The organism is Glaciimonas sp. Gout2 (assembly GCF_035018905.1).
GTDB lineage: Bacteria > Pseudomonadota > Gammaproteobacteria > Burkholderiales > Burkholderiaceae_D > Glaciimonas.
The window spans coordinates 84,701-103,348 of record NZ_JASJXA010000002.1 but is presented as its reverse complement, the minus strand read 5'-3'; the positions used below and the strand labels follow the sequence as shown (position 1 = coordinate 103,348).

The window sequence follows — 18,648 nt, the reverse complement described above, 5'->3', positions numbered from 1 at the left end:
TAGATTGCCCGTGAAGTTGAGATGATAGAAATGAGAAGCTTCAATGAAAAAAATGTTTCTCAAATGTAATTTGACATTACCCTGGGATGTTGCAACTCACGGTGCAACTGCGACCGCAACTCAGTCAACCGATATAAATTGCCCTACGCCAACTTTTTCCCCGCCAAAAAAAATCATCAAACAAACTAGCAATCCTCCCAATCGGATTAATAGCAGCAACAACAGTTCGAAAATCACATCATCAAATAGCATAAAAAACGGTGCTGACATGACCGAAAAAGCAATCGGTGCGCGACATTTTCCGCCATCCAAAATTAGTCCACCTGCGAACTCTCTTCTTCTCATAACACGTCAGCAAGTCGTTGACCGACTGCTTCGCGCAGACACTGCGAAGCTGATGGTTATTGATGCGCCCGCCGGTTTCGGAAAGACGACCTTATTACGCTCTCTGCATCATTTTTTAACAGCCGAAGATAAGGCGGTCGCCTGGTTGACGTTGGATGTGGGTGACAACGATATTGATCAACTGACGCTCAACCTGGCACAAGCGCTGGAAAAAATGCTTCTTACCGCCAGCATTTTTGCCACTATATTTGCGGATGAAGCATCCGTCCATTCGCGTAAACAGTCACCTCCGGGCGTATTGGATACGGTGGTCGCCAGCGCACTGCCGTTTGTACTAATACTTGACGAATTCGAGACGTTACGCAACTCTGCAGTGATGTCCTTGATACAGCAAACTATTGAAACATTGGGAGCGGGACAACAAATCATTATTGGTTCGCGCGGAAGGCCGCTATTAAATCTGGCGCGGTTGCGCGCCCGTCAGCAATTGCTGGAATGCGATGCTACACACCTACGATTTAGTCTGAAAGAAACCATCGAATTTTTGCGCGATAAACGCCATTTAAAACTCGCCGATCAAGAGTTAAAACAACTCCATACCATTACCGATGGATGGCCTGCCGCATTATGGTTATCATCGTTAGCGCTTGAAAACAATCCTGATCCGCGCCAATTTGTGCAGACGTTTTCGGGTTCGAATAACACCATCGCGACCTATCTGGCAGAAGATGTACTGTCTCAAAAACCGGAATATTTGCAAACGTTCATCCTGCAAACCAGCGTCCTTGATCAATTTTGTATCGAAAACTGTAACGCCGTCACAGGCCGAACTGACAGCCAACAATTATTGGAAGAAATCGAGCATTCCAATATGTTTATTTCACCGCTTGATGAGCAGCGAAAGTGGTTCAGCTATCACCCGCTTTTTGCCACGTTTTTGCGTTCTCAATTGGAGCAAAAATATCCTGGCTTATCGCGCACTTTGCATCGACGTGCAGCGGGTTGGTATCTAGAGCAGAATCGACCAATACCTGCCATTGATCACGCAGTTTTATCATGGGATAAAACGCTGGTACTGGAATTGCTCGAACAAAAAGCAGAATCGTTATTGCTACAAGGCCGGGTCCGTTTACTGGCGCGCTGGTTCGATACATTGAAAGGCCAAAGCATCGATGACAATCCAAAATTAATCTTCGTTTATGCCTGGGTACTGATACATACCAATCGCAGCGGTGAGGCATTAGCGTTGCAGGAGTCAATGGGCAGCGACAGCATTGACGATTGTAATGCTGCTTCTGGCAAGCGAATGTCTTATCCCGCATCAATGGCGCTGCGCACATTCAGCCTTGTGATGCTGGATCGGATTGAAGAAACTGCCCCGATTTGGGAGGGTGCGTATGGCCTCGAAAATGAAGCTTATGCGCCTTTTTTGCAAACGATGCTGATGATCGGTTGCGCCTACTATTACGCGACCATTGGGCGCTATCAGGAAGCGCGGCAGGCACTTGATCGGGTGACGCAGCAGTATTCAACCGGCAGATCGTTATTTGGCGGGGCAGTCGCAGGCTATATGAATAGCATGCTCGATATGCTACAGGGAAAATTTCGCTCAGCGGCTGCGCGGCTGCATCGCTTAATCGGTGAGCCCTCACCTCCGGTCGTGGCACGAGTCGGTGCTGATAGTGGATTTTCCAGTATCTATCTGGCCGAAATTTACTATGAAACCGGACTGCTGGATGCGGCCAAACGTCTATTAAAAATGTACCTTCCGCTGGTCAAAGAAGCGGGCATGCCAGATCACCTGATCGCCAGCCATTTGATTTATGCGCGTATTCTGCGTGCAGAAGGAAATATTAACGACGCCCTGCAAACCCTATTTGATATGGAGCATCTCGGATTACAGCGCGGATTATCACGTTTGGTTGAGATGGCCCGTATAGAGCGCGCCCGCGGTGCGATGCTTGATCGCGATGTCGTCACCGCAAAAGACATGCTGGCGTTAATCAAACCAACGTCGGTCAGCAACCATCCTGATTTTCAACCGATCGCAAATGATATCGACAGTCCAACGCTGGCACTGTTGCGATTGAAGATATATACCGGACAAGCACTCGCTGCCGTTCCGCTGCTAAAAGTCCATTTGGAAGATGCCTCGCGTCGCGGTCGCGTGCGTTATGCGCTTCGTACCAAGGTGCTTTATGCTTTGGCGTTAGACCATGCAAAACAACGTGACCTCGCTTTAGCGATACTGGCGGAAGCTTTGCACGAAGCACTGGCAGAAAATTTTGTGCGTATATTTCAAGACGAAGGTCCTGCACTTTTGACGCTGATCGAAGAGCTGCTGGACGCCCTGCAAAATAGATCACAGGGCAAATCACATACCGGCTTTGCTGATAAACGCAACCAGACGGCACTGCGTTTATTCGCAGAAAAAATCATCGACTCCTACGATCACACGCACGTTGCTGTCAACGACGAAACATCTAAACAACGCGTTGCCATCGCAGAGGGCGGGGACCGAACCGAGAACCTGCGACCGCGCACCGCCAAAAATAGCGGCGACGTAACAGAGCGCGAGCGCGATGTTTTGCTTTTACTCGCAAAAGGCCATGGCAATCAGGTCATCGCCGAAAAGCTATTTGTCTCCGTGACGACTGTGCGCACGCATTTGCGCAACATTAATCTGAAGCTTGACGCCCATAACCGCACCGAAGCGATTGCCATTGCCCGCAAACGCGCCATTATTCGGTAATATTTTCGGTAGCGCCCATCACTCTTGCGGAATCGTCCTTACGCAGTCGATAAGAAAAATTTCTTTGAAAAATCACACTATGCTAGGAAGATGCGAGAAAACCGATACCGCGTCGTTTTACAAACAGGAATAAGGACGCCTATGAAACGAACACCTTGCCTGGTTGCCTCCGGTTTTAACTGCACTCGCCTACGATCACTCCCTACATCCCTATACGCAGGAAAAAATCAATCGTTCTTTACCAAATTTTTTAGCAGATCTTCGATCTCGCGGCCGGTTTTTTCGATGTGTATCCTGAGGAATTTCTCTACCTCAGCCACATTTTTTTCTCGGCATAGCACAAGAATTTTTCTGTGATCGTCCTGCGATTCCCTCTTGTAACCGGTCTTATTCCATAAAAGCCGCAAGTATGGCTCGAGACTAGCTCTTAAACGGTCAAGGATTGCCGTCGTGCGTGGACGATTAGCTTTTCCATAAAGACACTTATGGAAAACGACGTTCAGCGAAATCAGATCGTCGATATCGCGCGCCTGCTCAAGCTGCTTAATCGTCGCTTCTGCCATTTCAAAGTCTTGCGCATTCAACGACGACATGGCCGCCTTGATTAGACTTCCCTCCAAGGTGGCGCGCAAGTCGGTGATTTCGGCCACATCCTCTGGTGACAATGAATACACCACAGCACCGCGCCGTGGCGTCACCGACACCAGTCCTTCGTGTTCCAGAATACGTAATGCTTCGCGGACCGTGACTTGGCTTACTGCGAACTGCTTCGCAACGGCATCCTGCCGCAATGGTTCGCCGCCCTTAAGCACGCCTTTCAGGATCGCATCGCGCAATGCGTCGGCAATCGACGCAGTTGCAGGTTGCCGATTGGCAATGACGCCCTGTGCAAATGATTCAAGTATTTTCATATTCACCTCGTGGTCGACATTCTAACAAATTTATTTGACATAATCGATTATCGATACTAATATTCCCAATTATAAATTATCGATTATCGATTATTAAAGAGGCCCACATGAAGCTAGACCTAACCCAATTCGACGCCCTGACGTTTGATGTCTACGGTACTTTGATCGACTGGGAACCCACGATCATCTCAATGTTTCACAGCACGGCAGACCAATACGGCGTCACGCTCCCGAACGAGCAATTATTGATGGAATTCGACAAGGCACGGGCAGCGCTGCAGAAACAGCGTCCCGCCTTGCTTTATCCGGACGTGCTCCGCGCTGCGTACGGCCAGTTCTGCCGTAAATACGATATTCCGGAGAACGTCCAAGAGCGCGAGGTGTGCGCCAACTCCGTGATGTTATGGCCGACATTCACCGATACGCGGGATTCATTGGCTCATCTGCAGAAGCACTTTAAGATCGGTCTACTTAGTAATATTGACAATTCATCAATCCAATTCTCCGAACGTAAATTGGGAATAAAGGCCGACGTTATCGTTACAGCCGAGAGCGTCAACGCATACAAACCGGATCACGCGCATTTTCAGGCAGCATTCGAGACCTTCGCCGCAATGGGCATTCCAAAAGAAAGAATTCTGCACGTTGGCCAGAGTTTGCGTGCCGACGTCATTCCCGCGAACCAGCTCGGGCTGTCCAGCGTCTGGATCAAACGTCCGGGACGTAGTCTCGGCTCGCGTCCTGAAGATGCTATTGGCGCCAAGCCGGATCTCAGTTTTGACTCGATGCAGGAATTCGTTCTGTATCACCAAGCACACTTGGCACTTGCCTGATCGCATTCAATTTCTTTTTAAGATAGGAGAACGCCATGAGCAGTAACAACACAGAATCCAAAGCCTGGGTCCACTTTGCAGCGTGTATTGCAATAGTGGCTGGTCTTTTTTGTAGTGACGCCAACGCGCAAATGGCCGACTCCACCGTTGCACGCATAAAGGCCACGAACAAAGTGAAGATAGGCGTTCGCGATTTCAGCGTGCCGCTCTCTTACTTGGACGAGAATCAAAAGCCGACCGGCTACACAGTTGAGTTGTGCGCTGCCGTGGTCGCATCCTTGAAGAAGGAATTAAATCTCCCGTCTCTCGAAGTTGTCATGCTATCAGTCGATCTTTCAACACGGATTCCTCTGATTCAAAACGGAATGATCGACATGGAATGCGGCTCTACCGTCAACACACTAGCGCGTCAGAAACAGGTCGAATTCTCTTACGTTATAGCGATTGCTTCCGACCAGCTTCTGGTTAAGGCTTCTTCGCCCATCAAAGAGCTGGAAGATCTAGCAGGAAAGGTGGTTGCGTTGCCGAGCGCCTCCACCAGTTTGGCATCCATAATAGCCATTAACATTAAGAAACACCTGAACATGCGTTTGATGTACACACGCGATCAGGCGGAAGGATTTCTCGCGGTACAGACCGGTCGCGCCGATGCCTACATCACGGATAACACGATCCTCTACGGACTTCGAAAAGCAGCGAGGAATCCAGCCGAATTTCGTATAACCGGACGTCCTCTATCCTATCTGCCTTACGGGATCATGATTGCCAAGAACAACTCTACCTTGCTGGCCATTGTAAATCGTACGATTGCGGAGAAATTCCGCAACGGCGACGGGAAAACGATGTACGAAAAATGGTTCGGCCCATTGAACATGCCACTCTCGCCACTATCCAAGGCATCCTTCGAACTAAATGCCATCCCTGATTGAATTTCGAAATTTCACAGTGCTGTCACTCCATGCGAAGGAGTGCAGCATTTAAACGACAGAAATCCTATTCAAAGAGACATTCCATGCTTGCTCTACAACCCAATTCGAGTATTCAACATTCTTTACTCGGAGAAATTTCGGTGCCTGTCTTTCATGATGTTGAACGGGCTGCGCTGCGTATCAAGGCCTATGTACACCGGACTCCTTTGCTGCGTTCTTCCCTTCTCGATGAAATCGCAAATGCCCAAGTCTGGCTGAAAGCAGAAAACCTGCAGGTCACTGGTTCGTTCAAGGCACGTGGCGCATTCAATGCACTGCTGAACATGTCTCCAGAGCAGATATCACGAGGCGTCATCGCCTATTCGACGGGCAATCACGGGCAGGCAATTGCCTGGGCGGCACGGCAACTCAACACAAAATCAACAATCATTATGCCATTCGACGCTCCAAAAAATAAAATCCTTGGTGCGTCGAAACACGGCGCCGAGGTCAAACTATATGACCGTCGCCATGAAAGCCGCGAGGCCATCGGCATAAAAATAGTAGAAGAAACCGGAGGGACCCTGATTCCACCGGGAGATCACCCCGACGTGCTGGCCGGACAAGGAACGGTCATCCTTGAAGCGCTCGCAGACTTCCAGCGCGAAATTGGCGAAAACCTAGGGAACTTTATCACTCCTTTTGGCGGTGGCGGCCTTGCCGCAGGCAGTAGCCTGGTACTCAATCAGTTGTCGCCATCGACCCGTATCTTCACCGTTGAACCAGCAGGCTTCGACGATATGGCACGCTCACTGTCAAGTGGTCGTCGTGAAAGCAATCCTGCCAGAAGCCAATCGATTTGCGATGCCCTGCAAGCGGTGACTCCCGCCGAGTTGCCTTATGAAATTAACCGACGTTTTATGACCGGAGCAGTCGTCGTAAGCGACGAAGAAGTTATCATAGCGATCCGTTTCGCGCTGGAGCAACTTCATGTTGTGGTCGAACCTGGCGGTTGTGTTGCGCTTGCTGCAATCCTCTCAGGAAAGTTGCCTCTTAATGGCGAAAATACGATACTTGTCCTGTCGGGAGGCAATATTGATATGCCTCTGCTGGAAGGCATGCTGCGTTAAATCCAATATCGTCGCAAACCGCGATGTGCCAGTATCGCCCGCCGGTTCTTACCGCCGAAAATACCCGTCACATGACAACCAAATATTTTAAAATCAAGGATTATGATGAAATCATTTTTTCACTTCGCATATCATGTACACGATCTAAATATCGCTCGTCATTTCTACTGCAATTTACTCGGATGCAAGGAAGGGCGAAGTGCTGATACATGGATCGACATCGATTTTTTCGGCCATCAGCTTTCGCTGCATCTGGGCAAGCCGTTCGAGGTAACGAATACCGGAAAAGTAGGTCAGCATATGGTACCGATGCCACATTTTGGCGTCATCTTGCAAATGGATGACTGGCATAAACTTGCTGACGCACTGTCTGAAAGTGCAGAGGTTCAATTCGTGATACCACCGAATATTCGGTTTCCTGGTGAGGCCGGTGAGCAGGCAACCATGTTTTTTGTGGACCCATCCGGCAATCCTATCGAAGTGAAAGGATTTGCGGACTGCGCGCAGATTTACGAAAAATGAGTCCAGGACAAGCCTCTAATTGTGCCCAGATACGAATTAACATTTTGGCAACCTTAGCCCTTTTACTAAAACTGAGCGTGTTCAATGTTTAGTCTATCCAGCTAACATGCTCCTATTCATAGGCGAAACACCGTCGCAGCGCCAGCCCTCGCCAACGTTCATGCAGATGGTGTCCCAGAATCACACACCAAAATAGGGCGTCTTTCCCCTTTTTAGGGATGCTATTCACACAAAACTTACCAACTTGGTGAATCTTGTACATCAATCTTGTATATCAGATTGGTCCATCAGAGTAACGGACAACCTGGCACACGACTTGCTCATCAAGTTGCATGACAGTTGACCTCCCCACCAAATCCTCCGCCCAGATCGCACAACGGATTACCGATGCGATGCTGGCGCAAAAACTCGCGCCTGGTACGCGGCTCGGAGAACAGCAACTTGCCGAGTTATTTGATGTTAGCCGGACCCAAATTCGTGAGGCGCTCACGCGATTGGTGACACGCGGGATCGTCACCGTCAGCCCACGTCGCGGTTGGTACGTCATTGCACCCACGCCCGAAGACGCACGTGAAGCGTTCGAAGCCCGTCGGGTCCTCGAATTGGGATTACTACGCCATGCACGGCCGATCAGCCTCGACGCAGTACGTCTTTTACGTCGGCACGTTGAGCGTGAACAGGCCGCCGTAGATAGTGACGATGTCGCTGCACGGAGTTATTTGCTGGGTGACTTCCACGTTTGCTTATGCGAATCGTTTGGCAATTCCTTGCTTGCCGATACTTTGCGCGACTTCACGACGCGCACGACATTAACAGCAATGCTTTATCAATCGTCACATCACGCCCGCCAATCGTGTGAGGAACACGCGGGCATCGTGGTGGCACTCGAAGACAACAATCTAGTACTCGCCGAACAACTGATGCGCGACCATTTATGCAATGTCGAGGCGGGTCTCAATCAATCTGTACGCACTGACACACTGTCGCCATTGCGTCAGGCATTGGCGCCGATGACCAACACTATCAATCCACAGCCGCCCAGCATTTTTCCTATCCCCGCTAAAGGAGTCTCAAAATGAAATGTCCGCGTATTCTACTCGCCTTGTTGACTGCGACTACTTTCGTCAGCACCATCATCAGTACAACCGTCCACGCCGATGCGCTGGATCAGATAACTAAAAGTGGCGTGCTCAAAGTCGCCGTGCCTCAGGACTTTCCGCCATTTGGATCGGTCACCAGCGATCTCACACCACAAGGTCTCGACATCGACGTGGCTAAACTCATCGCCAAGAAGATGGGCGTCAAAATTGAACTGATCCCGGTTACCAGCGCGAATCGCGTGCCCTACCTTCAAACCCAGAAAGTTGACCTGATTATTTCCAGCCTCGGTAAAAATCCGGAACGTGAAAAAGTGATTGATTTCAGTGCGCCATATGCCCCATTTTTTAACGGCGTGTTTGGTGGTGCGGATCAAAAAGTGACCAGTGTTGCGGATCTTGCTGGCAAAACCGTTGGCGTCACTCGCGGTGCTGTTGAAGATCTGGAGCTAACTAAGATTGTACCGGCCAGCACGACCATCAAGCGGTATGAAGATAATAACGGAACCATCAGTGCGTTCCTGTCTGGCCAAGTACAATTGATCGCAACCGGCAACGTGGTTGCAGCTGCTATCATCGCCAAGAATCCACCAAAGAAGCCGGAAACAAAATTTCTGATCAAAAATTCGCCTTGCTCAATCGGACTAAACAAAGATGAAAAGAAATTGCTCGATAAAGTAAATGCAATTCTGGCTGAGACCAAAAAAGATGGGGAACTAAACGCCATTAGTGTGAAGTGGCTTGGTCTGCCCTTGCCTGCCAACATGTAACGCAACATCGGTATTCCGCAATTTATCGTCTGCCTGAAACTTTTTTACACCTCAGAACAGGCAGCGCAATACCGATATGAGCGACGATTGACTTAACACGCCTAAAGGCAAAAAGCGCATGAGTTATCACTTCGATTTTCTGGCACCGTTTGACTACACCAGCGTCATTATCAAGGGCGTGCTGGTCACGATCGAATTGATCGCGATTGGTGGAATTTTAGGCATCGCTGTTGGCATTTTTGCAGCCTGGTCTCGCACCCAGGGGCCACTTTGGTTGCGACCTTTGGTCAGCGCGTATGTCGAGCTGATTCGCAACACCCCATTTCTGATTCAATTATTCTTCATTTTTTTTGGACTGCCCGGAATCGGATTGCACATCAGCGAAATGCAAGCCGCTTCCCTTGCAATGGTCATTAATTTGGGCGCCTATAGTAGCGAAATTATCCGTGCAGGAATCGCAGCCATTGCGCCCGGTCAAATCGAAGCAGGTCAAAGTCTGGCAATGACAAAAATGCAGATATTTCGCCACGTGATATTGCCGCCCGCCTTACAAAAAATATGGCCCGCCTTAACCAGTCAGGTGGTGATCGTCATGCTCGGCTCGGCGGTATGTTCCCAAATCGCGGTGGAAGAACTCGCCTATGCAGCCAACTTCATTCAAGGCCGCAACTTCCGTTCATTTGAGGCGTATTTACTGTCTACCGCCATCTACTTGATATTGGCTATCGGCCTGCGTCAATTACTGCGGTTACTCGGGCATTGGTTATTTGGACGGCCCGCAATCAGGAGCGCCGTATGATTTCATTTTCACTCTGGGATATCGTACGTAATCTGTTATTAGCGCTACGCTGGACCGTATTACTATCATTAGCTGCCTTTGCCATGGGCGGATTGCTTGGTCTGATCATCTTATTTCTCCGGACCTCCAAACAAGTCTGGTTACGGCGGGTGACCAAACTGTATATCGAATTATTTCAAGGCACGCCATTGCTGATGCAATTGTTTCTGGTCTTTTTCGGCTTAGCACTATTCGGTCTGGAAGTACCCGCCTGGCTCGCCGCCGTCATCGCGCTGACTTGTTGGAGTAGCGCTTATCTGGCAGAAATCTGGCGCGGCTGCGTTGAGGCCATTCCACGTGGTCAATGGGAAGCCTCATCCTGTCTGGCGATGAGTTACTTGCAGCAAATGCGACACGTTATTTTGCCGCAAGCCCTACGCATGGGTATTCCCCCAACCGTTGGCTTTAGCGTTCAAATCGTCAAGGGCACTGCAGTCACCTCTATCATCGGATTCGTCGAATTATCAAAAGCCGGGACCATGATTACCAACGCAACGTTTCAACCGTTCACGGTGTATGCATTGGTCGCGTTAATGTATTTTGCGCTGTGCTGGCCGCTGTCCAAATATAGTCAGTCTCTAGAAAGGAAATTCAATGCCACTCATCGCGATTGATAACGTTAAAAAAAGCTTTGGTACCAATCAGGTTCTGAAGGGTATCAGCCTCAATGTTGATCCTGGTGAAGTCATCGCGATTATCGGTAAAAGTGGTTCTGGCAAGAGCACGTTGCTGCGTTGTATCAATGGCCTTGAAAGCATTGATGACGGCAGTATCAGTGTGGCCGGATCGCACTTGGGGAACACGGAAATTGAGCTGCGCGCACTGCGCTTGAAAGTCGGCATGATTTTCCAGCAATTTAACCTGTTTCCACATCTGACAGTTGGCCGCAACGTGATGTTGTCGCCGATGATCGTTAAGGGAACGACGGAAAGTGCAGCACGTAAGTCAGCGGAAGAAAATCTGGCACGGGTCGGTCTTTCGGAGAAATTTGATGCATATCCTGATCAGTTATCCGGCGGTCAGCAACAGCGCGTTGCCATTGCACGTGCGCTAACGATGCAACCGCAAGCGTTGTTGTGCGACGAAATTACTTCAGCACTTGACCCCGAACTGGTCAATGAAGTGCTCAGCGTCGTACGCGGCCTGGCAAACGAGGGGATGACGTTGCTCATGGTCACACATGAAATGCGTTTTGCACGCGAAGTCTGTGACCGTGTGGTCTTTATGCATCATGGAAAAGTCCATGAAGTTGGCGCGCCGGAAGATATTTTTGCCAATCCACAGACGTTGGAATTGCAGCAATTTTTAGGCGCGGGTGCGTAATACGCTCTATCCGGTTTCTACAACAGGTTTTTTAAACCTTGTCGCTCCCTTCACCGCCAGTAAGTCCCGTAGCAAGACGTGATGGCGGTGTTAGTCTGAGAATTCAGGCTATACGACTATCATCGGCAACTTAAGGATGAACAACGCCCAGTCGATGCTATCGCTCTACTTCCCTAGCAACTGATAAAAAGTCGGATCGCTGTCGCATTCACCGCCGCCGCACTCCAGCACGGTGGACACTAAATTCGCCGCAATCAGCAACGTGAAAATGACAATGGCGAACTTACCTGCAACATTTACTTTCTGTTTGCTTTCCAGCGGACGTTCCCACGTTTTCAGCATCAACATCGCGCCAATAAACAAGATGGCAGCGAGAGACGAAAGCACCGCTAATGTATAAAAATGGACACCAAATACTTCTGAACCATAACCGTTAGTACGGCCAGGAATGATGTGCAAAAACATTTGACGTGTAGCAACAGCCAACGTCAAAAGAGCGCCAATAAGAGAAACGCCATAGTGGGCGCTACGAATCCCGAATCGGACATTCATCAAAAATCCGATGCCGACCGCGATCAGTCCAACACGCTGAAGAAGGCACAGCGGGCAAGGCAATTCATGCAACGCTAGTTGATAGTAAAAGGCAATCGTCAGCGACAAACTAATGCCAAGTAGTGCAAAAATATTCAGTAACTCACTCGCACCGAGAGATTGTGGAATATCGTTTTTTGGTAATGAATAATCAGGGATCATCGCAAGGTCTCGCTTTAAAAGGACAGATTCAGGGAACTTGTCGCGTGATGGTTAAAGGAAGCGATAGTGACGATCAGTAGCGTTAGCCACAAACCAAGGCCGATTTTTTCTTTTCCGGCGAGCATGCTCAGAACGGCAAGCAACGCGATCAAGAAGGGTAAAAACATAAACATGTGAGATTTCCTTTAAGGGAACTAAGCGCTTGAAAGCCTCTACAAATAAATGTTTAAAACGTGGGCTTTCATTTGCGGGCTGACCGCCAAATAGCTTTATCAACAGCAGTGCATTGCTAAAACTAATTTTCGGCGAGGCAACAATGTACACCTAGTCAGATGCCAGTGCCTGATATCAGCGAGATGTTTAGGGATTTTTAACCCTATTGACAGACCTTCAATTAGTCCTGTTAACGGGATAAACAGCATCACCCCGCTAAACGTTCAGGCGCATACTTTGCATTAATATAAATACAACAACTGATGCAACGATACCATGCTCGTTGACCCCCATCACAAATCAACCTATCCTGCATCATCCACCCAGCAAATCGCGCTAAGGAATTGCAATGCCGCTTATCATCGTCATCGTTTCACTGGTCGCTCTTAAGTATTTTGCCATTGGCCCCTTCGCAAATTTCTCCTGGTGGTGGGTAGCTGGCTTGATGGCGATTGCATTCATCTGGTTTGAGTTTGTGGAACGTATGCTCGGTCTCGATAAACGACGCGCCCACGAAGAGTTGGAAAAGGTCCGCAAAGAGCGCATTGAAAAGACCTTTGAAACAAAAAAACGTCCAGGCCAACGCTAATTTCCTTGCACTCAATCTAAAGCCGACCCTTTGTCATTTTTCATAATCGTGCATTCCAAGTTGCCTTTAAGCATTCAAAGCGGCTATGATCCCACCAAGATGAAACTGGATATCATATGTCTGTAGAGATGCGGCAACTTCGTTACTTCCTCGCTGTTGCCGAAGAAAAGCACTTTGGACGAGCCGCTATTCGGCTACATATGACGCAGCCTCCGTTATCGCAAGCGATACAAGCGCTCGAAGCCGATATCGGCGCTATTCTTTTTGCGCGAACCAAACGCAGTGTGGCACTTACCCCGGCTGGCCTGGCCTTGTTGCCGGAGGCGCGCCGCATCTTGCAACAGGCCAGTACTTTGCCTGATCTGGTGCGGCGCGCCGCAACCGGTGAATCCGGATTATTAACGCTGGCGTTTGTATCGACCGCGGACTACAGCATTTTGCCGCCGTTGCTACGCGAGTTCCGCGAAGCGTACCCGCATGTTCAGATCGATTTGCAAGAGTCCACCAGCGATCTCCAATTGGAACAATTGGCGCAAGGTCAAATTGATGCAGGTTTATTGATTCCCCCTTTGCCAGATCAGGCCAAGCGGGGGCTAGACTATTTGCCAGTATTATCCGAACCGCTGATACTGGCCGCGCCATCCGGTCATAAAGCCTTGCGGGTAAAAGGAAAAATCAGTTTGAGTACGTTGAGCGATTTACCACTCATCATTTTCCCTCGCAGAATTTCGCCCGGTTTTCACGACACGATACTGGCGTGCTTTCGTAATGCAGGGCAAACCCCGCATATCGGGCAAGAGGCGATCCAAATGCAAACCATCGTCGGTTTGGTGTCAGCCGGCATGGGATGTGCACTTGTGCCACAATCAGTGTCCAATTTAAAGCGCCCCGGAGTCGATTACCGCGAACTGAAGGATGCAACGTCGCAAATCGAAACCGGTCTGGCCTGGCGCAAGGACAATACATCACCAGTATTACAAGCCTTTTTAGAGTTATTAAGAAAGAAACAATAAATGCTGATACATCCAATGCCCGATCCGATTGCCTTTTCACTGGGTCCACTTCATGTCCGATGGTATGGCCTGATGTATTTGTTGGCCTTCATACAATTTATCTGGGTCGGTAGAATCAGAATTAAACAACCGCATATCGCAGCGGCCGGATGGAAAAAAGAAGATCTCGATGACATGCTGTTTTACGGTGTGCTTGGAGTCGTCATTGGTGGCCGTTTAGGTCAGGTATTTTTTTACGATCCGGTCTTTTACTTCCATAATCCTTCGCAAATTATCGCTGTCTGGAATGGCGGGATGTCATTTCACGGAGGCTTCATCGGGGTCATGCTGGCGATGGCCTGGTGGGGCCGCAAAAAAGGGCGCAAGCTCATGGACATCATGGATTTCATTGCGCCAATGGTACCGCTGGGTTATGCCGCTGGACGTCTGGGCAATTTTATCAATGCAGAACTACCGGGCCGCGTCGCCGACGCATCGCTACCGTGGGCCATGATCTGGCCGAACGTAGACAATTTGCCGCGCCATCCATCGCCTATTTACCAAATGCTGGTAGATGGTATTTTGCTATTCATCATCCTGTGGTTTTTCTCGCGCAAACCGCGTCCGCGTATGGCTGTTGCCGGTATGTTCAGCTTGTTATACGGCTGCGCACGCTTTTTCACCGAATACTTCCGCATTCCAGACTATAACGTGACGTTTGAAGGAATCACTATTTCGGCCGGACAGATGCTGTCGATACCGATGGTGATACTGGGAATTGTGTTGTTGGTGCTGGCGTATCGAACGCCGCGCTTCGCTAGTGCACCTCAATAGTTAAGCCACGTAATTACCGCTTGAACTTGGCTTGAACTTGTGTACGCGAATGTTATGCACTCCGGAACGAAGGTTGTTCCGGATTTTTTTTGAACAATCGATAGGCGAACCGGTCTTTCAAGCCACATACTTAACCGCATGAAGCAAGCGCTTCTGCTCCAACCATGTTAATGGCGGTCAATCTTCCAGAAGGTTATTGGGTATTGATCACAGAAGGACCGACTGATCTGGGAATCCCACCGCCCTATTCGGGCTGAATACCAGCCGCGTGAATTAAGGTCGCCCATTTACCTTTTTCAGTTCGTATAAAAGTCGAGAGTTCTATGGGGCTACTCAGCGCAACATCAATCCCGATTTTTGCAAATTTGGCCCTTAATTCCGGGTTATCAAGCGCTTTAATTATGGCCGCATTGAGTTGCTTCACGATAGCCGGATTGGTACCCGCGCGTACGCACATTGCGGTCCACGCAACCACTTCGTAACCGGGCAACCCTGACTCGGCGATTGATGGCAATTGCGGCAAGATCGCGCTCCGTTGTGCTGTTGTCACCCCAAGCGCACGCATCCTGCCCGCCTCGACTTGCACCAGCGCAGATGGCACATCGGCGAACATGACCGAGATGGTCCCGTTCATCACATCTGTCAAGCCAGCGGCGTTAGTTTTGTAAGGCACATTCAACATGTCGATACCAGCCATCTGCGCAAACGTGCTTCCTGCGACTTGTCCCGTTGCGTTGGCGCTAGCATAGGACAGCTTACCCGGATGGGCCTTTGCATAGGCAATCAATTCCCGTACCGAATGGACCGGGAGTGCGGGCGTCACGACCAATACAAATGGCAGCAATCCAACGCGGGTAATCGGGGCAAAATCCTTGAGCGGATCATAAGGCAGCGTTTTCATCAAACTGGTATTTGCGGCGAGCGTGGTGGTACTTCCATAGAATAATGTGTAGCCATCCGCTGGCGACCGCAGCACTTCCTGCGCGCCGATAATCCCATTGGCTCCAGGTCGGTTGTCGATGATAACCGGCTGGCCTAGTTCAAGCGTAAGCTGCTGACCGAGGATGCGTAAAGAAGTATCACCGCCGCCACCGACGCCGAAGGGAGCCACAATACGTATTGGATTAGCCGGATAAGGTTGCGCCCAGCCGGATTGCGCCATGCCGGTACTGACGATCAGGCATACCAGCGCGCGCTTAATTAGCGGGCTAAGTTGCAGATCAAGATGTTTTGCAAACCACAACGGAAATACCAACGATCTTTTTCTATTTATGATGGTCATGGTCTATATCTTAAGATACGTTGATTAATAGCTTTTTATGTTGGCGCAATACTCGCTAAATCCGTCATAGGTATTACACCAGCGCTTGATAGTGAATACCGGCTTTATGCAGCATCGCATTAAAGATATCGATCGGCATTTCATCTGGCTGCGGCTGGCGAATTGAGGCCTCGCGCATTGGCGATTCTTCGTATACCTTCAAAGGTATAGCCTGATTTGGGCCCTGCAATGCATCCATCGCCATCTGCAACTCACAGGCACGCTGCAATCGCCAATAGTTCATGAAAGCCTTTTCTACAGTGTGGCCGATGGCAAGTAGTCCGTGCGTGCGCAAAATCAACATATTCTTATCGCCCAAACTCTTGACCAGGCGTGGCTGCTCGCTTTCATCAGTCGTGATGCCCTCGAAATCATGGTAAGCGATGCGTCCTTTAAGCCGCACGCTCACCAGATTATCGTAGCGCAGACCATCCTGTTTTCCAGCTACCGCTGAACCAGCCAACGTATGCGTGTGGATCACGCAATGGGCATCGTCACGGGCCGCATGAATCGCACTGTGGATAACAAAACCAGCGCCGTTGATAGCGTACTTTGAACTTTCGACCTTGTTACCGGCGAGATCTATTTTGACCAGATTGGACGCGGTCACCTGACAGTAATGCAATCCAAAAGGATTAATCAGGAAATGTGTTTCCGGCCCTGTCACACGTAACGTGATGTGGTTATAGATCAGCTCAGTCCAGCCGAACCAATCGACTAACCGATAGAAAGCGGCAAGTTTGAGTCTATGTTCCCACTCTTCTTCACCAACTTGTTCTGGGCGCATGCTTATCGCTTCTTGCAAATCAGAATACATTTTTTGTTCCTTGATGCATGAGAGGACGCATAAACGGAAGCGCACCACGTCGGGAGTCGTCGGTAAATGTGATTTAAAAAAAATCAAAATATTACCAACTAGTATTCTCAACTTTACGCTTGGCGTCACCCAACTTTTTCTGATCGTTAATCATCGGAAAAATTGTTGTAACTTGAAGTGGTAATAGAAGGATAAGTAAGAAGGGACAAGACAACGAGGGAGCGGCTTATATCCCAAGAGAAATGATTAGATGCTGAAACTGAATTAAAACGTGATGTTTTAAGATGCCAACGGAATGCAGAAAGCCAAGCCAAAAAATAGTCAATAACGCTAAGAGGCAATCTGTTTGATCAGATAGCGCCATTCGGCAGCGGAAACCGGCGTAATCGACAGGCGATTTCCGCGACGCAATATTTGCATTTCAGACAGCAATGGTGCAGCCCGTAAGGATGCAAGATTAAATAGCGGCGTCTTCTTTATTGCGCGCACATCTACCAGCATCCAGCGGGGATTTTCACGCGTGGCTTTCGGGTCAAAATACTTACTGTCGGGATCGAACTGTGTGTCATCAGGATACGAGATGCTCGCCACCTCAGCAATTCCGGCGATGCCAGGCTCTGCGCAACTGGAATGATAAAACAGTACGCCGTCACCTACTTTCATGACATCGCGCATATAATTACGCGCCTGATAATTCCTCACGCCATACCAAGGGATGGTCTGATGCGGCAAAGCCAACACATCGTCGATGCTAGCATCTGCCGGTTCCGATTTCATGAGCCAATATTGCATAGTGGGTTCACCGGATAAGGCCAAGTAAAATAAAAAAGCAGCTGCATCTGCATGCAACTGCTTTCGAATTGATTCCCGCTGTGCCGCTTTGCCGGCATCCTGAACCAAGAAGGTTCAAGTTGGCTACAGTTAGTTCAATTTCGGGTTCATCGAACTAGCGACGATCACTCCCATCGAACGATATTCCGTAACCGCTGCGTAAAAATGGTTCAAGGAATTATGACAATGGCGAACACGGCAGGAGCTCTAAGTTTACTCCAAACGTCCTTCATGTCAAACACTTTGGTAAAAAATTAAAACAGTACTTCCTGTGATCCCAAAGCGTCGTCAAGCACCGTATGCATGACAGCAATTTCTTTCTTTACTTCCGCCATAGTAAGATCCGACAAAGGCCCATCAGGCGCTTTTGCCGATAACAATTCTGCCGCCAGACCAAGCGCTGCGATCACCGCGATGCGGTCATTGCCGCGAATTTTTCCTGCATCACGAATAGCGATCATCTTGCTGTCAAGATAAGTAACGGCTTGCTGCAATGTCGCCTCTTCGCCTTCTTTGCAGGATAACGTGTAAGGTTGGCCCATGATTTGGACGCTTAACTGTGTCATGCGTTCTCCTGAACGTGAGGCTGAACCAGCGGTTCATCTTGTGGCAGCGCCGGAATTTTGTCGAGCAATGCGGCAACCCGCCGATGCGCCTCATTAATACGCTTTACAAGGTCAGCGTTTTCGCTGACTAAAGTGGCGGCGTTTTTGCGGAGGTCCGCATTTTCGTGTCGCAATGTCTGCGTTAATTCGGCTAGTAGCCGGACTTTTTCGGATAGTTGGTGGAATTCTGAAATCATGTCGTCACTATAGTGTTGCCGATCAATCTACGTCAATAGATTCGATCAAGGAATTTGCCGCAGCCTA

General features: G+C 49.3%; 21 protein-coding genes and 1 other RNA gene. 13 read left to right on the top strand and 9 right to left on the bottom strand.

Annotated features, from left to right (window positions below; all coding sequences use genetic code 11):
* Nucleotides 1-268: 268 nt before the first annotated feature.
* Nucleotides 269-3,097, top strand: coding sequence for a LuxR C-terminal-related transcriptional regulator (locus QN379_RS02960; RefSeq protein WP_322232826.1), 2,829 nt, complete (start codon nucleotides 269-271; stop codon nucleotides 3,095-3,097).
* 227 nt (nucleotides 3,098-3,324) lie between these two features.
* Here the strand turns inward: QN379_RS02960 and QN379_RS02955 are convergent, their stop codons facing one another.
* Nucleotides 3,325-4,008, bottom strand: a complete 684-nt coding sequence (locus QN379_RS02955; protein ID WP_323505954.1) for a GntR family transcriptional regulator — start codon at nucleotides 4,006-4,008, stop codon at nucleotides 3,325-3,327.
* A gap of 107 nt (nucleotides 4,009-4,115) precedes the next feature.
* Here QN379_RS02955 and QN379_RS02950 point away from each other — a divergent pair, with 107 nt between their 5' ends.
* The 9 genes from QN379_RS02950 to QN379_RS02910 all read left to right on the top strand — a co-directional run bounded on the left by QN379_RS02950 (nucleotide 4,116) and on the right by QN379_RS02910 (nucleotide 11,429).
* Nucleotides 4,116-4,841 carry an HAD hydrolase-like protein gene (locus tag QN379_RS02950; protein ID WP_322232829.1) on the top strand — a complete coding sequence of 242 codons (726 nt, stop codon included), beginning with the start codon at nucleotides 4,116-4,118 and terminating at the stop codon, nucleotides 4,839-4,841.
* A gap of 35 nt (nucleotides 4,842-4,876) precedes the next feature.
* Entirely contained in the window at nucleotides 4,877-5,770 is an 894-nt protein-coding gene (locus QN379_RS02945; protein WP_322232831.1) for an amino acid ABC transporter substrate-binding protein, read from the top strand.
* 83 nt (nucleotides 5,771-5,853) lie between these two features.
* Nucleotides 5,854-6,879, top strand: a complete 1,026-nt coding sequence (locus tag QN379_RS02940; protein WP_323505953.1) for a threonine/serine dehydratase — start codon at nucleotides 5,854-5,856, stop codon at nucleotides 6,877-6,879.
* 105 nt (nucleotides 6,880-6,984) lie between these two features.
* Nucleotides 6,985-7,401 (top strand): VOC family protein, encoded by a 417-nt coding sequence (locus tag QN379_RS02935; RefSeq protein WP_323505952.1) that lies wholly within the window; start codon nucleotides 6,985-6,987, stop codon nucleotides 7,399-7,401.
* A 332-nt stretch (nucleotides 7,402-7,733) separates the two neighbouring features.
* The gene (locus QN379_RS02930; protein WP_323505951.1) at nucleotides 7,734-8,480 is read left to right on the top strand and encodes a GntR family transcriptional regulator; all 747 of its coding nucleotides are present in this window, start codon (nucleotides 7,734-7,736) and stop codon (nucleotides 8,478-8,480) included.
* The gene (locus QN379_RS02925) at nucleotides 8,477-9,268 is read left to right on the top strand and encodes a transporter substrate-binding domain-containing protein (protein ID WP_323505950.1); all 792 of its coding nucleotides are present in this window, start codon (nucleotides 8,477-8,479) and stop codon (nucleotides 9,266-9,268) included. The genes QN379_RS02930 and QN379_RS02925 overlap by 4 nt, the downstream gene beginning before the upstream one ends.
* Nucleotides 9,269-9,386: 118 nt before the next feature.
* Nucleotides 9,387-10,067, top strand: coding sequence for an amino acid ABC transporter permease (locus QN379_RS02920; RefSeq protein WP_322232839.1), 681 nt, complete (start codon nucleotides 9,387-9,389; stop codon nucleotides 10,065-10,067).
* On the top strand, nucleotides 10,064-10,720 hold the full coding sequence (locus tag QN379_RS02915; RefSeq protein WP_322232841.1) for an amino acid ABC transporter permease: 657 nt from the start codon (nucleotides 10,064-10,066) through the stop codon (nucleotides 10,718-10,720). The genes QN379_RS02920 and QN379_RS02915 overlap by 4 nt, the downstream gene beginning before the upstream one ends.
* The gene (locus QN379_RS02910; protein WP_323505949.1) at nucleotides 10,701-11,429 is read left to right on the top strand and encodes an amino acid ABC transporter ATP-binding protein; all 729 of its coding nucleotides are present in this window, start codon (nucleotides 10,701-10,703) and stop codon (nucleotides 11,427-11,429) included. The genes QN379_RS02915 and QN379_RS02910 overlap by 20 nt, the downstream gene beginning before the upstream one ends.
* A gap of 165 nt (nucleotides 11,430-11,594) precedes the next feature.
* Here the strand turns inward: QN379_RS02910 and QN379_RS02905 are convergent, their stop codons facing one another.
* A complete protein-coding gene (locus tag QN379_RS02905) occupies nucleotides 11,595-12,182 on the bottom strand; it encodes a disulfide bond formation protein B (RefSeq protein WP_322232845.1) in 588 nt (195 codons plus the stop codon).
* 14 nt (nucleotides 12,183-12,196) lie between these two features.
* Nucleotides 12,197-12,355 carry a DUF5993 family protein gene (locus QN379_RS02900; RefSeq protein WP_322232847.1) on the bottom strand — a complete coding sequence of 53 codons (159 nt, stop codon included), beginning with the start codon at nucleotides 12,353-12,355 and terminating at the stop codon, nucleotides 12,197-12,199.
* A 389-nt stretch (nucleotides 12,356-12,744) separates the two neighbouring features.
* Between QN379_RS02900 and QN379_RS02895 the strand changes: the two genes are divergently transcribed.
* The 3 genes from QN379_RS02895 (at nucleotide 12,745) to lgt (ending at nucleotide 14,810) form a co-directional block, all read left to right on the top strand.
* On the top strand, nucleotides 12,745-12,984 hold the full coding sequence (locus QN379_RS02895) for a TIGR04438 family Trp-rich protein (protein ID WP_322232849.1): 240 nt from the start codon (nucleotides 12,745-12,747) through the stop codon (nucleotides 12,982-12,984).
* Between the two features lie 116 nt (nucleotides 12,985-13,100).
* Nucleotides 13,101-13,997, top strand: a complete 897-nt coding sequence (locus tag QN379_RS02890; RefSeq protein ID WP_323505948.1) for a LysR substrate-binding domain-containing protein — start codon at nucleotides 13,101-13,103, stop codon at nucleotides 13,995-13,997.
* Entirely contained in the window at nucleotides 13,998-14,810 is an 813-nt protein-coding gene (lgt, locus tag QN379_RS02885; protein WP_322232853.1) for a prolipoprotein diacylglyceryl transferase, read from the top strand.
* 244 nt (nucleotides 14,811-15,054) lie between these two features.
* On the opposite strand, the gene QN379_RS02880 is transcribed toward lgt, so the two are convergent.
* The 6 genes from QN379_RS02880 to QN379_RS02855 form a co-directional block, all read right to left on the bottom strand.
* Nucleotides 15,055-16,092 carry a tripartite tricarboxylate transporter substrate binding protein gene (locus QN379_RS02880; RefSeq protein WP_323505947.1) on the bottom strand — a complete coding sequence of 346 codons (1,038 nt, stop codon included), beginning with the start codon at nucleotides 16,090-16,092 and terminating at the stop codon, nucleotides 15,055-15,057.
* A gap of 73 nt (nucleotides 16,093-16,165) precedes the next feature.
* A complete protein-coding gene (locus QN379_RS02875; RefSeq protein WP_322232857.1) occupies nucleotides 16,166-16,948 on the bottom strand; it encodes a class II aldolase/adducin family protein in 783 nt (260 codons plus the stop codon).
* Between the two features lie 330 nt (nucleotides 16,949-17,278).
* Nucleotides 17,279-17,740, bottom strand: a complete 462-nt coding sequence (locus QN379_RS02870) for an EVE domain-containing protein (protein ID WP_323505946.1) — start codon at nucleotides 17,738-17,740, stop codon at nucleotides 17,279-17,281.
* Between the two features lie 69 nt (nucleotides 17,741-17,809).
* Nucleotides 17,810-17,987, bottom strand: a non-coding RNA gene (ssrS, locus tag QN379_RS02865) — 6S RNA.
* A 46-nt stretch (nucleotides 17,988-18,033) separates the two neighbouring features.
* The gene (locus QN379_RS02860; RefSeq protein ID WP_322232861.1) at nucleotides 18,034-18,345 is read right to left on the bottom strand and encodes a cell division protein ZapA; all 312 of its coding nucleotides are present in this window, start codon (nucleotides 18,343-18,345) and stop codon (nucleotides 18,034-18,036) included.
* On the bottom strand, nucleotides 18,342-18,581 hold the full coding sequence (locus tag QN379_RS02855) for a DUF904 domain-containing protein (protein WP_322232863.1): 240 nt from the start codon (nucleotides 18,579-18,581) through the stop codon (nucleotides 18,342-18,344). Before QN379_RS02855 ends, QN379_RS02860 begins: the two co-directional genes overlap by 4 nt.
* Nucleotides 18,582-18,648: the final 67 nt, after the last annotated feature.